The organism is Hyphomicrobiales bacterium, assembly GCA_016125495.1.
Lineage (GTDB): Bacteria > Pseudomonadota > Alphaproteobacteria > Rhizobiales > RI-29 > RI-29.
This window is the reverse complement of sequence record WGLQ01000003.1, coordinates 45,753-60,005: the sequence shown is the minus strand read 5'-3', so window position 1 is coordinate 60,005 and position 14,253 is coordinate 45,753. Positions and strand designations below refer to the sequence as shown.

The 14,253-nt window shown below is 67.0% G+C and carries 13 protein-coding genes; 10 read left to right on the top strand and 3 right to left on the bottom strand.

What is annotated here, in order from left to right:
• The first annotated feature begins 131 nt into the window (after positions 1–131).
• From GC150_02565 to GC150_02540, 6 genes are all read left to right on the top strand, one after another.
• Positions 132–1,586 (top strand): amidase, encoded by a 1,455-nt coding sequence (locus tag GC150_02565; protein ID MBI1383777.1) that lies wholly within the window; start codon positions 132–134, stop codon positions 1,584–1,586.
• The gene (locus tag GC150_02560) at positions 1,403–2,449 is read left to right on the top strand and encodes a transporter substrate-binding domain-containing protein (protein ID MBI1383776.1); all 1,047 of its coding nucleotides are present in this window, start codon (positions 1,403–1,405) and stop codon (positions 2,447–2,449) included. The genes GC150_02565 and GC150_02560 overlap by 184 nt, the downstream gene beginning before the upstream one ends.
• 75 nt (positions 2,450–2,524) lie before the next feature.
• A complete protein-coding gene (locus GC150_02555) occupies positions 2,525–3,199 on the top strand; it encodes an ABC transporter permease subunit (protein MBI1383775.1) in 675 nt (224 codons plus the stop codon).
• A complete protein-coding gene (locus tag GC150_02550) occupies positions 3,196–3,846 on the top strand; it encodes an ABC transporter permease subunit (GenBank protein ID MBI1383774.1) in 651 nt (216 codons plus the stop codon). Before GC150_02555 ends, GC150_02550 begins: the two co-directional genes overlap by 4 nt.
• A 27-nt stretch (positions 3,847–3,873) precedes the next feature.
• A complete protein-coding gene (locus GC150_02545) occupies positions 3,874–4,617 on the top strand; it encodes an ATP-binding cassette domain-containing protein (protein ID MBI1383773.1) in 744 nt (247 codons plus the stop codon).
• 10 nt (positions 4,618–4,627) lie between these two features.
• Complete coding sequence (locus GC150_02540) at positions 4,628–6,616, top strand: aminotransferase class III-fold pyridoxal phosphate-dependent enzyme (GenBank protein ID MBI1383772.1); 1,989 nt, start codon at positions 4,628–4,630, stop codon at positions 6,614–6,616.
• Here GC150_02540 and GC150_02535 read toward each other — a convergent pair.
• The 3 genes from GC150_02535 to GC150_02525 are packed head-to-tail and all read right to left on the bottom strand — an operon-like array spanning position 6,600 to position 9,498.
• Complete coding sequence (locus GC150_02535) at positions 6,600–6,977, bottom strand: hypothetical protein (GenBank protein MBI1383771.1); 378 nt, start codon at positions 6,975–6,977, stop codon at positions 6,600–6,602. The two genes, GC150_02540 and GC150_02535, sit on opposite strands and share 17 nt — an antisense overlap.
• A gap of 16 nt (positions 6,978–6,993) precedes the next feature.
• On the bottom strand, positions 6,994–8,313 hold the full coding sequence (locus GC150_02530; protein ID MBI1383770.1) for an aldehyde dehydrogenase family protein: 1,320 nt from the start codon (positions 8,311–8,313) through the stop codon (positions 6,994–6,996).
• A gap of 3 nt (positions 8,314–8,316) precedes the next feature.
• Entirely contained in the window at positions 8,317–9,498 is a 1,182-nt protein-coding gene (locus GC150_02525) for an aminotransferase class I/II-fold pyridoxal phosphate-dependent enzyme (GenBank protein MBI1383769.1), read from the bottom strand.
• Positions 9,499–9,827: 329 nt separating this feature from the next.
• Here GC150_02525 and GC150_02520 point away from each other — a divergent pair, with 329 nt between their 5' ends.
• The 4 genes from GC150_02520 to GC150_02505 all read left to right on the top strand — a co-directional run bounded on the left by GC150_02520 (position 9,828) and on the right by GC150_02505 (position 14,251).
• Complete coding sequence (locus GC150_02520; protein MBI1383768.1) at positions 9,828–10,937, top strand: extracellular solute-binding protein; 1,110 nt, start codon at positions 9,828–9,830, stop codon at positions 10,935–10,937.
• A gap of 323 nt (positions 10,938–11,260) precedes the next feature.
• Complete coding sequence (locus GC150_02515) at positions 11,261–12,604, top strand: hypothetical protein (protein MBI1383767.1); 1,344 nt, start codon at positions 11,261–11,263, stop codon at positions 12,602–12,604.
• Positions 12,605–12,612: 8 nt separating this feature from the next.
• A complete protein-coding gene (locus GC150_02510) occupies positions 12,613–13,461 on the top strand; it encodes an ABC transporter permease subunit (GenBank protein ID MBI1383766.1) in 849 nt (282 codons plus the stop codon).
• A gap of 4 nt (positions 13,462–13,465) precedes the next feature.
• The gene (locus tag GC150_02505; protein MBI1383765.1) at positions 13,466–14,251 is read left to right on the top strand and encodes an ABC transporter permease subunit; all 786 of its coding nucleotides are present in this window, start codon (positions 13,466–13,468) and stop codon (positions 14,249–14,251) included.
• Positions 14,252–14,253 lie beyond the last annotated feature (2 nt).

Genomic DNA, 14,253 nt, shown 5'->3' with positions numbered 1-14,253 from the left:
GCTGGCTCCCGACCCGCGAGATTTCGATGGGAGCCATCCGCGTCCTGACGGTCGAGCCATCTTGACTCTGAGATTGTCAACAATCAACAATCAGCAAGAGCTAGGTCGCTTCGTCACCGAACCAGGGCCCGATGCCGGAAATCCACGAGCTGAGCGCGGTTGAATTGCGCCGCCTGATCGGCGCCAAGATCGTGTCGCCCCGCGAGGTGGTGCGCCACTATCTCGCGCGCATCGAGCGGCTCAACGGCGTGCTGGTCGCGTTCTGCGACATGAAACCGGAACAGGCGCTCGCCGAGGCCGCGGTCGCCGAGCAGGCCGTGATGCGCGGCGACCCGCTGGGCCCCCTGCATGGCCTGCCGATCGGCATCAAGGACATGAACGATGCGGCCGGGCTCGCGACCACCTACGGCTCGTTCCTCTATCGGGACAACGTCGCCGCCACCGACGAGTTCATTGTCGCCCACCTCCGCCGCCAGGGCGCCATCGTGCTCGGCAAGACGAATATTCCCGAACTCGGCTTCGGCGCGACCAGCGCAAATCCGCTCTGGGGCACGACCGCCAATCCACACGACATCCGCTTCACGGCCGCCGGCTCCTCCGGTGGCACGGCGGTCGCCCTCGCGTCCGGGCTTGTGCCACTTGCCATGGGCTCGGACTTCGCCGGCTCGCTGCGCACACCCGCCTCGTTCAATGGCATCACCGGCATCCGCCCGTCCGCCGGCACCGTCGCCAACGAGCGCCGGGCATTCGGCTTTTCGCCCTTCAACGTCGAAGGTCCGATGGGGCGCGAAGCGCGCGATGCCCGGCTCCTGCTCGCGGCCATGGCGAGCGGCGAGAGTTTCGATCCGCTGTCTTTTCCGCGCGATCCGGCCTTCGACGGTCCGTCCCGCCCGATCGACCTTTCGCGCCTCAAGGTCGCCGTCAGCGAGGACCTGGGTTTCGCTCCCGTCGACAACGGCGTGCGTCGCACCTTTCGCGAGCGCCTCGCCCGCTTTGCCGGCTGGTTTGGCTCCCTCGAGGATGCATGCCCGGATCTCGGAACCGTCGATCGCGTTCTCGCGGCGATGCGCAGTCTCGAATTCGTGCACGATTTCAAGGCGCTGTACGACCGTGACAGATCCGCTCTCGCGTCCAATGTGCGCTTCGAGGTGGAGCGCGGGATGGAGGTCGGCATCGACGAGATCGCCTGGGCGACGGGGGAGCATTCCCGTATTCATCGCCGCTCGCAGGCGTTCTTCGAAACCTATGATCTCCTCGTGACGCCCTGCGCGTCGGTGCCACCCTTCCGCCACGAGGAGGAATGGCCCAAGGCGATCAACGGCGAGCCGATGTCCAATTATCTTCGCTGGGAGGCGATCGCCTACGGCGTGACGCTCATGGGCAACCCCGTGGTCGCGCTGCCATGCGGGCGTGGCGAGGGTGGCTTGCCGTTCGGAATCCAGATCATCGGAAGGCTGCATCACGACGCCTTCCTTGCCGATGTCGCAGTGACGCTCGAGGCTCTGTTCGAGCGCGACGACAGCCTGCGCCGCCCCCGGCCGGACCTCGACGCGCTCGAGGCCGAGGCCGGACGGCGCCGGAAATGAATGAAGAAAGCAACGCAGAAGGTGAGGAGTTTCGTTCCATGAGGTTCATGCTCGGATTGGCCGCGGCGATCGGCCTGGCAGTGGGCATCTCGACCCCGGTCGAGGCCGGCAAGCTCGACGAGATAAAGGCGCGAGGCGAACTCCGCTTCGGGCTGGAAGCGCAGTACCGGCCCTTCGAGTTCCGCGACGAGAACAACAACATCGTCGGCTACGACATCGATCTCGCTGGTGCCTTCGCCGCCTCTCTCGGGGTCAAGGCGATGCCGATCGACACCAACTGGTCGACCGTCATCCAGTCGCTATACAACGGCGATTTCGACATGATCCAGGGTGGCATGACGGCGACCCAGAAGCGCTTCGAGCGGGTGAATTTCTCCGTTCCCTACATGGATGCGGCCTCCGGCCTCATGGTGGTGTCGGATGGCGGCGCGGCAACCTTCGCCGACCTCGCCGGCAAGGCCGTGGCCGCCGGTGCCGGCACGCCGCAGATCAAGCAGCTCGAGGAGTGCGCCGCCGCCAAGGGCATCACGTTCTCCGGCTCCATTCAGACCTTCGACAACGATGCGCTCGCCTACGAAGCCATGAAGATCGGCCGCATCGCGGGTTATGCCTCCACCATCGTCTCACTGCTCGAAGGACAGAAGGCCAATCCGACCCTCAAGGCCATGGCCTGGAACTGCGATGGCAAGTTCGCCGGCGAGTGGACGGCCGCGGCCTTCCGCAAGGAGGACGACGACCTGCGCGCCGCGTTCGATGCCTTCATCCTCGGGGCGAAAAAGAGCGGCCTGCTCGCCGAACTCCAGATGAAGTGGTTCGGCCAGTCCTTCGTCGACGCGCTGCCCGACGCAGCGCCGACCTGGTGATATCGCGGCGACGCCATCCGACGCGCCAAGGCGACTTCCACGGCGCGTCGTGTCTGTTGGAACGGGAGCGGGACGATGGACCTGGCATTCATGCTCGACGTCCTCGTCCGGCTCCTGCCCCCGCTCGGTCTCACGATCGCGCTTTCGCTCACCGCGCTCGTCATGGCAACGCCGCTCGGCCTCGCCCTCGGAACCCTGAGAACGACGCTCCCCGATCGCCACATCGCCGCATGGCTGCTCGATGCCTACGTCTTTTTCGTGCGTGGCACGCCGATTCTCATCCAGATTTTCGCCGTCTATTTCCTTCTTCCCGCCGCCGGCATCAAGCTTCCGCTCTTCTGGATGGGGGTTCTGGCGCTCGTCGTGAACTCGGCCGGCTATCAGATCGAGATCGGTCGGGCCGCCGTCTCCTCTGTCCCGCGCGGTCAATGGGAGGCGGCCTACGCGCTCGGCTTCGAGGCGCGTCCCACACTCTGGAGTTTCATCCTCCCGCAGGCCGCCCGCCGCATGGTGGGGCCGGTCATGAACGAACTCTCGCAGCTCATCAAGGCCTCGAGCGTTCTCTCCATCATCACGCTCTACGAACTGCACAAGGCCGCCGAGGCGATCATCTCGGCGAATTTCCGCTTCGTTGAGGTGTTGATCGTGGAGGGCTTCTGGTACTTCTGCTTCGTTTACGCGCTGAGCCTCGTTGCACGCGCGCTCGAGGGTCGGCTCTCGGCTTCGGGAGGTCTTGCGGAGCAGCGATGAAATTCGATTGGAACGCATTCTTCGAATTCCTTCCGCGTATGCTCGAGGCGGCCGTCGTCACTGTCGAGGTCAGCGTTCTCGCGCTGGGTTTCGCCTGCCTGCTGGCCCCCCCGCTCGCGGTCGCGCGCATGATCGGTCCGCTTCCCCTACGCCTCCTCGTCGCCGCCTTCGTCGAGGTCGTGCGCGGCATCCCGCCGCTCCTCGTCATCAGTTTCGTCTATTTCGGGCTTCCCGCCATCGGGCTCGTTCTCAACGGCTTCTGGACGGGTGTCGCGGCGCTCACGATCGTCGGCGCGGTCTATGCGGTGGAGATCATCCGCTCGGCGATCGACAGCCTCGGGCGCGGCCAGCGCGAGGCGGCGCTGGCGCTCGGCTTTCCGCTCTGGCGAACCTATCTGGAGCTGCTGTTCCCGCAGGCCCTCAAGCGCATCCTGCCGCCGCTCACCAACGAACTCGCGAACGTCATCAAGGCATCCGCCCTGCTCTCCGTCATTTCCGTCCACGAGATCGCGCAGGTCGGCAACGCGCTCATCTTCGAGACCTTCGTCGTCGTCGAGATCGTGGTGCAGATGACGCTGCTCTACCTCGTCATCGTCGGCGTACTTTCGCACCTCTCACGCACGCTCGAGCGCAGGCTCGCGCACTGAAATCGAAGCGGGGATCAACGAGACCACATGACAGCCCCTCCCCTTTTGAGCATCACCGGCCTCGTCAAGCGCTTCGGGTCCTTCACGGCGCTCGATGGCGTCGATCTGGAAATGGCACGCGGCGAGCGGCTCGTCGTCTGCGGCCCCTCGGGCTCCGGCAAGTCGACGCTGATCCGTTGCATCAACCGGCTCGAGGAACCGGACGCCGGAGCGATCGCCGTCGAGGGAGAGTTGGTGCGTGGTGACCGGGCCGGCCTCGCCCGGCTCCGCCGCAGGGTCGGCATGGTCTTCCAGCAGTTCAATCTTTTTCCGCACCTTTCCGTCATAGACAACATCACCGTTGCTCCGCGAAAGCTGCTCGACATGCCGCGCGACGTGGCCGAGGCCAAAGCCATGGTGCTGCTCGAGCGTGTCCGCCTCGCCGATCAGGCCGCCAAACTGCCCTCCCAGCTCTCCGGCGGCCAGCAGCAGCGCGTCGCGATCGCCCGCGCGCTCGCCATGGACCCCGTCCTCATGCTGTTCGACGAGCCGACGTCGGCACTCGACCCAGAGACCATCAAGGAGGTGCTCGACGTCATGCTCGAACTCGGAGGTCAGGGCATGAGCATGATCGTCGTGACGCACGAGATGGGGTTCGCGCGCCGCGCCGCCGATCGGGTCGCGTTCATGGATCACGGGCGCATCGTCGCACTCGCGCCGCCCGACGAGTTCTTTTCCGCTCCACCCCATCCGCGCCTGCGCCGGTTCCTCGACAACGTGCTCGGGCATTGAGGAGACCTTGATGACGAGAGGCAGCCGCGCACGCGTCGCGTTCATCTGGCCCGACGACGGTCTCAACGACGACGAGTATTGGTCCTATCTGCCGGACGGCGTCGCCTGGCTCGCCTCACGCTACCCGGGCACGCTCGAAGGACATGGCCTCGATCGCGCGACCTTCGAGGCCTCCGCCGATCTCGCGCCGATGATCACCGCCGCCCGCCTCACGCGCGCGGCAAGACCGGCGGTCGCCGCGCTCGGCGACCACGCCGGTTCCTTCATCAAAGGGTCGGGCTTCGATCTGGTCCAGGCGCGCGCGATCGCCGAGGCTGCCGGCGCCCCACACGGCACCACTCCTTCCACAGCCCTTGGAGCGGCCCTCGCTCACCTCGATGCGCGGCGCATCGCCGTCGTCTCCCCCTACGATGCCGAGGTCACGGCGGCGGGCCTTGCTTTCCTCGAGGCCGATGGCCTGGCGGTCGTTTCGCTGCGGCAGGTCGCCCACCACGACGAGCACGCCATTGCCGGCGCGGGGGCGGAGGTCTGGCGGGGTGCCGCGGTGAGCGCCGACCATCCCGAAGCCGATGCCATCGTATTCCTCGGAGGCGGTCTGCGCACCGCCGGCATGCTGGCCCGCCTCGAGGCCGATCGCGGCAAGCCCGCCGTGCCCGCGACGGCCGCCCTCGTTTGGCACGCCTGCCGGCTCGCCGGCGTCGAGGCGGAAAAACCCGGGATGGGTCGGCTTTTCGATCCACCGCCGGGCAAGGGGGAGACCGGGCGCATCCATGGCGCCATGCGTCGCCACCTCTCGTCGGGCACGAAGACCTATGCCATCAGCGAGACCCCGCCGGTTTTCCGCTCCGCCGCCGGCACGATGCTGCTCGACACGGACGGCAAGCGCTATCTCGACTTTGCCTGCGGCTCGGGAACGACCGTGCTCGGCCACGGCCATCCGCGTGTGCTCGCCGCGATCCGCACGGAACTCGATCGCGGGCTGACGCACCTCGGGCCGCACTTTCATGCTCCTGTCCAGATCGCGCTCATGGAGCGCCTTGCCGGCGTTCTGCCTTCGGGCCTCTCGGCGTTCCACCCCGCGACCAACGGCACCGAAGCGATCGAGACGGCGCTGAAGGCGGCCGTGCATGCGACCGGACGGCGCCGCTTCCTGGCCTTCGAGGGCTCCTATCACGGCCGCACCATCGGCTCGCTCGCCGTCTCGCACGCGCGCGGCGCCAATGCGGTCCTCGGAGAACTCAAACCCGACACCGTGCATTTGCCGTATCCGGTGAGCGATGGCGATCTCGCCGACCTCGGCGAGCGCCTCGATCGCGCGTTGTCGACGGGAGACGTCGCGGCCGTTCTCGTCGAGCCGGTCCAGGCGACGGCGGGCATGCGCTCGCCGCATCGAGGGCTTCTGGGGATGCTCGCGGCGCGTTGCCGGAGCGCCGGAACCCTCCTCGTTGCCGACGAGGTCTTCACCGGCTACGGGCGCACCGGCCGCCTCTTCGGGGTCCAATGGAGTGATGCGATCCCCGACATCCTGGTTCTTGCCAAGGCAGCGAGCGGCGGTGTACCCGGGGCGCTGGTGGCGGCACGGCCGGAAATCTTGAAGCTGCTGCGCCCCGGCGTGCAATCCTCGACCTTCCAGCTCCATCCCCTGTCGGCCGCGGCCTCGCTCGCGACCCTCGACGTGCTGCTGGAGGAGGGCTTGATCGCCCGTGCGCTCGGGATCGGCGAGCGCATCGCAGGTAGTGGACTTGCCGCGCGCTGCCCCGAAACGGCGCTCGTTGGCACTGCCGCGATGCGTGGTCTCGCCGTTTTCGATACCTCCGGCGCGCCCGATCAGTCGCGCACGCGCGCCATCCGCTCGGCCGCCCTCGCGTCGGGCCTCGTCACCTGGGAGTGCGGCACCCACGGCCACGTCATCGGTCTCGTGCCGCCACTGACGGTCTCCGACGAGGAGATCGACCGGGCGCTCGAAATCCTCGAGGGTGCGGTCACGCGAGTGCGATGAGCGATATCTCGACGAGGGCCTCCTCGCCGATGTCCTTGACGGCAACGAGATTGCGCGCGGGCGGGCGATCCCCGAACGTCTCGGCAAAGACCGCGTTGACGGCTGGCTTCACGGAGAGGTCGGTCACGTAGATCCAGGCGATCATCACCTTTTCGGGGCCGGAGCCGGCGGCCTTCAGGATCGAGAGGCAGTGCTGCATCGAAAGGCGCGCCTGCGCCTCTGCGCCCTCGACGATGCGCCCGCTAGCCATGTCGCGTGGCATCTGCCCCGAGACGAACACGAACCCGCCACCAAGCGTTGCCTGCGAGACGGGAGAGGTCGAGGCGGGCGCTGACGGGTCCGTGACGAGTTCACGCATCATTTTTTCGTCCTTCCATTCAGCCGCGGCGGATGTTGATGGTGGTGAGGTACTCTTCGAGCCCCCACGGGCCGCCTTCGCGCCCGATGCCAGCGGTGCCGAACCCACCGGTCGGCACGTCCGGTCCCTGGATGCGTGTCGAGTTGAGCCCGATCGAGCCGAAGCGCAGCGGTGCGATTTCTTCCTCGGCGATCTCGCCATAGATGTAGCAGACGAGCGCCTGGCGCTCGCCGGCGGCGATCGCGAGAGCCTCCTCGCGCGTCGCGGAGGTGAGCGAGACGAGCGGCCCGAACGCCTCTGCTTCGCGCAGCGCGACATCGCTTGCAACGACCGTCGGTGGGAACAGGAAACCGCCCTCCCCCGCGCGTTGCCCGAGGCGTTCGACCGACCCGTCTGCCCGGCTCGCCGCGACCAGCCGCTCGAGCGTCTCGACCGCGCGTGCCGTGCGCTGCGGTCCCATCGAGACGCCGATGTCGGAGGGCCCGTAGGTGATCGCGCCGAGGGCGTCCATGAACCGGTCGCGGAACGCCGAATAGAGAGAAGGGACAACGTAGATCCGGTTCTCCGCCGAGCAGGCCTGGCCCGCTGCCCGGATTTTCCGCGCCACCGCATCGCGCACCGCGCGCTCGACGTCCGCGCCCTCGAGGACGAGGAAAGGATTGTTACCCCCGAGCTCGAGGACGAGGCGCTTGAGGCTGCCGCCGGCCTTGGCTGCGAGCGCCACGCCGACTTCCGTCGAGCCCGTGAACGAGAGCACCCGGAGCCGCTCGTCGCGAACCAGCCGGTCGAGCACGTCGCGGCTCGTGTGATTGACCATGTGCACGAGGTCGCCGAGACCGCAGTCGCCGACGCTCGCCATCAAGGCCTCGGCCGTCAGCTGACCGAGCGCGGACGGCTTGACGACGGCCGGACAGCCGGAGGCGATGGCGGGGGCGATTTTTCGCGTGATGCCGGCGAGGGGATCATTGTAGGGGGCGATGAGCAGCGCCGGCCCCGCCGGCACGACGCAGAGGTCCCGCTCGCCTCCCTTCGTCGTGCGGCTCAGCGCATGGTCACACACACCGGCGGCATATTCGAGGAAGCTCGCCGCATAATCCACCTCGTCGGCGGCTTCGCCCGGCGTCTTGCCGACCTCAGCGACGATGACGCGCGTGAGCGCCTCCTTTCGCCCGGCGAGCCGGCTGGCGAGCGCCCTCAACTGCCCGGCGCGCTCGCCCGGGCCCGGCATTGCCCGCTGCCGCAGTCCGAGACCCGCGAGGATGCTCTCGATGCCGGCCTCCGACGTCGGTTCCCAGTGGCCGATCGCCGTGCCCGAGTTGGGGGAGATGATATCCGGCATGAACTAGCCCCGCCCGATGATCCCGGCGGCGGCCAGGCGCTCGCGGATCGCGATCATTTCCGCCACGGGCTTGCCATAGCACACGCGCAAATGATCGCCATAGGCGTCCCCGAAGGCCGCGCCGGAGAGCGCGTAGATTCCCGCTTCCTGCATCGCCGCGATGGTCCGCTGGGCATCCGTCATGGACGGAAAGAAATAGAAGGTTCCGCCACCCCTGGAAAGACGCCATCCCGCCCGTGCGATGATCTCGAGCGCGACCTCGCGAGCCGCGCCGTAGTGCGCGGACGGCGGAATGCGGCCTTTGTCGTCGAGCGCGGCGAGCGCGATCGCCTGGCTGACACTGGGCGCCGCGCTGAAGAGTGTCTGGTGGCAGGCGACGATCGCGCCGGCCCGGCTCTGATGCGCAAGGCAGGCGGCGACCCGCAGGCCCTGGAGATGAAAATTCTTGGAGAACGAATTGAGGATGACGATACGCCGGTTCCCGGGCGCCACGGAGTTTTGCCAGGCGCTCTCCTCGAACATGATGTCGGAAAAGCTCTCGTCGATGATCAGCTCCGCGTCGTGCCGTTCGGCCGCCTGTGTCAGGAGCATGAGCTCGGCGGGCTCGAGGATGCGGCCTGTCGGATTGGAGGGGTTCGAGAGCACGATCGTTCGCGCTCCGCTCGCCACCATCGCACGCTCGAGACCGTCGGCCTCGATGGCGAAGCCGTCCCGCGCCCGCGTCTCGTAGACGTGGGCCGAGAGGCCCGCCATCCGCACGATATCGCCGTAGCTGGGCCAGGCAGGCGCGACGACGACGACAGCGCTGCCCGGTCGCGCCCCGCTCTTGAGGGCGCAAAACAGGCCGGCCTTGGCACCGGCGGTCACGAGCACCGAGTGCTCGGGCAATTGCCATCGGGAAAACAGCGCGTCCCTGCTCGCCCGTCTCAACTCCGGCGCGCCTTCCGCCGGCGACAGCCGGCAACTCGCCGCCCCGACGACCTTCGGGTCCAGGGCATGCTCCGGGAATGTCGGCGTGCTGATTGACAGCACGTCGCGTCCGGCCCGGCGCGCCACCTCGATCGCCTCGGCGAGCGCCAGCGTAGGCGATGGGCGCGGATGGGTTGCCCAATCCTCTGCGTCCCGATGCGGTTCCGGCCCCCTGTTGGCCGGCGCCGTGCCGCCGATCTCGCCGTTTGCCGACATATTGCTCCGTTATCGTTCATGCGCCCGTGGCGCGCTGACAGCCTGCGTCACCGGCCATCGGCGCCCTGGCTTCGAGCACCGTCGCGTGCGATCCGGTCCGGCCCCGGGATGGAGCTGGAGCCAACCGAAGGCCCGCCCCGATCGAGCGCCGCGACCCGAGGTTGCCCCGCGAGCGCTCCTTGACACAATGGGCCAGCGTCCTTAGCGTTGTCAATTGTTGACAATCTGAGTGACCGAGGACGGGTGCTGTCTCGCGGTCACCGTCGCGCCGGTGCGATTGCTTGCCCGGCGGCGGATGGGAGCGGATCGACGCAACGGGAGGATCGGCAATGAACTCTGCATCTCGACGCGGCGGACACAGTCGCCGCGATGTCTTGAAGGTGACGGCCGCCGCCGGCACGGCCATGGCGATGCCCTGGGTGTGGACCCGCCGGGCCTATGCCGCTGGCGAGGTCAACGTGCTCGCCTTCGGCGGCTACGAGGAACCCGGCATGCTGGAGCCCTTCGAAAAGGAGACCGGCATCAAGGTCAATCTCAAGATCCACGACGGCTCGGACGAGGAGATGGTGGCGCTCGTCAAGACCTCCGCGCCCGGCACCTTCGACATCATGACGCCCACCTCCGCTTTCATCCCGCAGGCGGCCAAGGACGGTGTGCTGATGGAGCTCTCCGACGGCGACTATCCGCTGGGGGACTATTTCCCGATCATCGCGAACTGGGGGCCGACCATCGTCGACGGCAAGCGCTATGCCATCGTCAACCGCTTCGGCTACTACGGCATCACCTACAACCACAAGAAGTTCTCGGAGGAGGATTGCTCGAGCTGGGCGCTGTTCTTCGACGAGAAAGTCAAGGGGCGCGTGGCGCTGTTCGACTGGTATCTCCCGAACATGGGCTGCCTCTCCAAGTTCGACGGCAATCCCAACCCGTACGATCTCGATGCCGGCGCCTTCGACAAGCTGAAGGCGACGTTGAAGCGCCTGCGCCCGCAGGTCGGCCTCGTCGGCAACACCAGCCAGGTGCAGCAGGCCATGGCCGGCGGCACCTACGATCTCGCGATCGCCGGTGAATGGGTGCAGGCCGGCATGTACGATTCCGGCTTGCCGTTCAAAGCGGTGGTGCCCAAGGAAGGCGGCGTGACCTGGGACCAGGCGCCCTGCATCGCCAAGAACACGACGCGGCCGGAGAACGCGGTGAAATTCCTCCAGTACATTTGCGGTCCCGTCTTCCAGTCCCGCCTCGCGGTCGCCAAGACGTACTACTCCATGGTGCCGAACCGCAACGCCGCCGAGCAGCTTCCCGCCGACAAGCGCGAACTGCTGAACCTCGCCGATCTCGACAAGTTCGACACGGTCTTCATGGCCAATCTCTCGCCGAGGAAGAAGCCGGACAACGACAAGGACTGGCTCGCGGCCTGGGAGGATTTCAAGGCGACCTGATCGCGATCACCATGTCACCGCCGCCGGGCGCCGCGGACGGCCGTCCGGTGGCAGGTGGGCTCGATCGAGCCGCGCGGCCGCTCGGGTCGGGGAGTGACCCACTCCGCTCGACCGGCCGCCGGTTCGTTGCCCGATGCCTCGGCGTCGGCGATGGAGCGGGCGTGCCGTCGGTCGCGGGGCTCCCCAGCCCCCTCGCCCTGGGCTAGACTGGTCCCTGGCGGGCGATTCCTCCCCGGCTCTCCGGCGTTGCGCCCGTTCCGATCCGGCTGCTGTTGTGGCCGGTGGCCGGCCCCCGTCAGTTCCTGCGATGCGAGATCAATGACATGGCGATCATCGACTGCTCAGCTCTGATCGAGCCGCATTTCCACTGGCAGAGCCATCCATTCGTCTCCCAGGACCCCGCGCGGGGCGATGAATTCCAGGAGTTCGGCCTCAAGTGGCGCGGGCCCGGCTTTTCGTTCGTCTCCGCTCCGGGCTGGCGGATGCGTGGCGCGGGCCGCCTCGATGCCTATCCTCTGGATTGCTTTGCGGCGGTCGCGAGCATCGTCGATGTGTCCGATCTCAAGGAGATCGGCGCCGTCGCCCTCGCCGAGCGGCTGAAGGGCGTTGCCCCCAAGGGTCGACGGATTCTGGTTCTGCGAACCGGTCATTCCGCCCGCCACCGCAACAGCCACCTCGCCTACTGGCGCGAGGTGCCGCGCTTTGCCGCCGCCTGCGCCAACCAGATCGCGCGCGAGGGATTCCGCCACGTCGTCCTCGACATTCCGTGCGACGAATTGCCCGCCCGCCGCCCGCTCGACGATGGCTATGTCCCCAACGCGAACCAGCATTTCCGCGCCGCGCTCCATGCCGCCGGACTGCTCGTCACCGAGAACGCCGAGAACCTCGTGGCGATCGAGCAGAGCGAGGTGTTTTTCTGCTCCCTGCCCCTCGCCATTCCGCGCGCCTCCGTCTCGCCCGTCCGCCCCATCGCCTTCACGCAGTGGCCGTCCGACGAGCCGGTCCTGCTCGACGTCTCGACCCCGATGTTCAACCACTGGCGCTGGTACATCGATGTCGACGACGGGCCGAACTTCGCGGCCGGCGCCGACCGGGATGAAATCCATTTCACGATCCGCGGTCACGGCTTCACGCATTGCGATGCGCCCCGCCACATGCGCCGCGACGGCATGACCATCCAGGAGATGCCGAACTGGGGCCTCGATGCCTTCACCGGCGAGGCGAACATCGTCGATCTCTCCGACCTGCCGCTACCGACGCCGATCACCGCCGAATTGATATCCGCCCGCGCCAAGGGAATCCGAATGGGCGACATCGTCGTGCTGCGCTCCGACCTCACCAACCGCATGGGCTATGAGAGCACGCGCTGGCATCTCGTCGCCCCGAACCTCGAGGTCGCGGCGGCGGAATGGCTGATGGACCAGGGCATCAAGGCGATCGCCCTCGACTTCCCGCAGGATTTCGTTGCCCGCGAGATGCCGAAGCGCCATGTCTTCGTGCACGAGTTCCACACCCATCTCGCCGTCTTTGCCCGCAACATTCCCTTCATCGAGGATTTCCGTGACATCGGCCTTGCCGGCTCGGACCGCACTCATGTGCTGGCGATCCCCTTGAAGACGACGTGCATCGACGGGGCGATGATGCGCGCGCTGTTCGTGCGCTGGTGAGGTCGGCCGTGGCGAGCGCACGCGCCCCCGTCCTCAACCTCTGGCACGGCGTTCTGCCGGCGGTCGCCCTGACTCTGCTGTTTTTTGCGGCCCCGATCGCCTACACCATCGCGCTCTCCTTCGGTGCCGAGGGAGTGGAGGGGCCGACGCTCGCCAACTATCGCACCTTCTTTGCCGAGCCGCGCCTCGTCGGCGCCCTATCGCGCACCCTGTTCCTCTCCCTGACCGTGGTCGCGCTCTCGAGCCTCATCGCCTATCCGCTCGCCTATTTCCTCGCTTTCGAGGTCTCGCCCCGCATGCGGGTGCTGCTCTTGTTCATCCTCGTCGCACCCTTCTGGACGAGCTTTACGATCCGCGCCTTTTCCTGGCAGCTCGTGCTCGCCGACAGCGGCGTCATCGCCTGGGCGATCGAGCGCGTGACGGGAACCGCCGTCTCCCTCGGCTTCCTCTACACCATGGGCGCTTCGATCCTCGGGCTCACGCTGTTCGGCATCATGCTGACGACATTGATGCTTTTCAGCGTCATGGTGACGATCGACCGGCGCCTGCTCGAGGCGAACGCCGTGCTCGGTGGCACGCGATGGACCGGCTTTCGCGAGATCGTCCTGCCGCTGAGCGTTCCGGGCTGGCTGATCGGCGCGGTGCTCACCTACATCATCGCTGTCGGCGATTATGCCGTTCCGGCGCTGCTCGGCGGCGGCTTCCGCCCCGTTCTCGCGCAGGTGATGCTTTCGGTCCTCAAGGGCACCTACGACCTGCCCATGGCGGCCACCTTCGCCTCGATCCTTGTCCTCGTCATCCTGGCCGGCGCAGCGCCCCTTCTGCTGCTGGTGCGCCAGGTCCGGCTTCAGGGGTGAGGCCATGAGGGGCGGTCTCGCACGCACGCTGCTCACGGGTCTTTTCGCCCTCGTCGTCGTCGCCGTCTATGCGCCGATCGTGGTGATGGCGATCTTCTCCTTTTCATCTGCGCGCTTCCAGACGCTGCCGTTCCGCGATGCAACGCTCGAATGGTACGTGCGTGTGTTCTCCGACGGTCAATATTCCGCCGGCTTCCTCAACAGCATCCTCGTTGCCGGCGCCGTTGCCCTCACCGCGACCACCGTCGGCTTCCTCTGCGCCTATTCCCTGGTCAACGCGCGCTTTCCCGGAAAGACCGCCGTCACCCTTCTCGTCCTTGCCCCGCTCGCGGTGCCGTTGCTCCTCGTCGGCATTTCTCTGAGACTTTATTTCGTCCGCATGGGGATCGAGCCCTCACTCTGGCTCGCCTATCTCGGTCAGGTTCTCTATGTCCTTCCGCTCGCCGTGCTCAATTTGCGCAACCGGCTGGCGCAGATCCCCAAGAGTCACGAGGAGGCCGCCTGGGCGCTCGGTGCTTCGCGGGCACGCGCCATCTGGGAAATCGTCCTGCCTTCCTGCCGCTTCGCGATCGTCGCCACGCTGATCCTCACATTCACCTTCGCTTTCGACGAGTTCGTGATCGCCTACTTCCTCACGAATTTCTCCATAACACTGCCGATCAAGATCTGGACGACGCTGGTCACCGGCTACGACCCGACGATCAACGCACTCGGCACCATGGTATTCCTCTTTTCTATGGTGCTCGGTCTCGTCGCCCAGCTCCTGTTCATGCGCAAGGACGTGAGATAGCG

Bases quoted from the DNA above. Each gene is read 5' to 3' on its own strand.
- GC150_02555 (MBI1383775.1), top strand. From the start codon at position 2,525: ATGGACCTGGCATTCATGCTCGACGTCCTCGTCCGGCTCCTGCCCCCG.
- GC150_02520 (MBI1383768.1), top strand. From the start codon at position 9,828: ATGAACTCTGCATCTCGACGCGGCGGACACAGTCGCCGCGATGTCTTG.
- GC150_02505 (MBI1383765.1), top strand. From the start codon at position 13,466: ATGAGGGGCGGTCTCGCACGCACGCTGCTCACGGGTCTTTTCGCCCTC.
- GC150_02550 (MBI1383774.1), top strand. From the start codon at position 3,196: ATGAAATTCGATTGGAACGCATTCTTCGAATTCCTTCCGCGTATGCTC.
- GC150_02525 (MBI1383769.1), bottom strand. From the start codon at position 9,498: ATGTCGGCAAACGGCGAGATCGGCGGCACGGCGCCGGCCAACAGGGGG.
- GC150_02545 (MBI1383773.1), top strand. From the start codon at position 3,874: ATGACAGCCCCTCCCCTTTTGAGCATCACCGGCCTCGTCAAGCGCTTC.
- GC150_02530 (MBI1383770.1), bottom strand. From the start codon at position 8,313: ATGCCGGATATCATCTCCCCCAACTCGGGCACGGCGATCGGCCACTGG.
- GC150_02535 (MBI1383771.1), bottom strand. From the start codon at position 6,977: ATGATGCGTGAACTCGTCACGGACCCGTCAGCGCCCGCCTCGACCTCT.
- GC150_02560 (MBI1383776.1), top strand. From the start codon at position 1,403: ATGCGGGCGTGGCGAGGGTGGCTTGCCGTTCGGAATCCAGATCATCGG.
- GC150_02540 (MBI1383772.1), top strand. From the start codon at position 4,628: ATGACGAGAGGCAGCCGCGCACGCGTCGCGTTCATCTGGCCCGACGAC.
- GC150_02515 (MBI1383767.1), top strand. From the start codon at position 11,261: ATGGCGATCATCGACTGCTCAGCTCTGATCGAGCCGCATTTCCACTGG.
- GC150_02565 (MBI1383777.1), top strand. From the start codon at position 132: ATGCCGGAAATCCACGAGCTGAGCGCGGTTGAATTGCGCCGCCTGATC.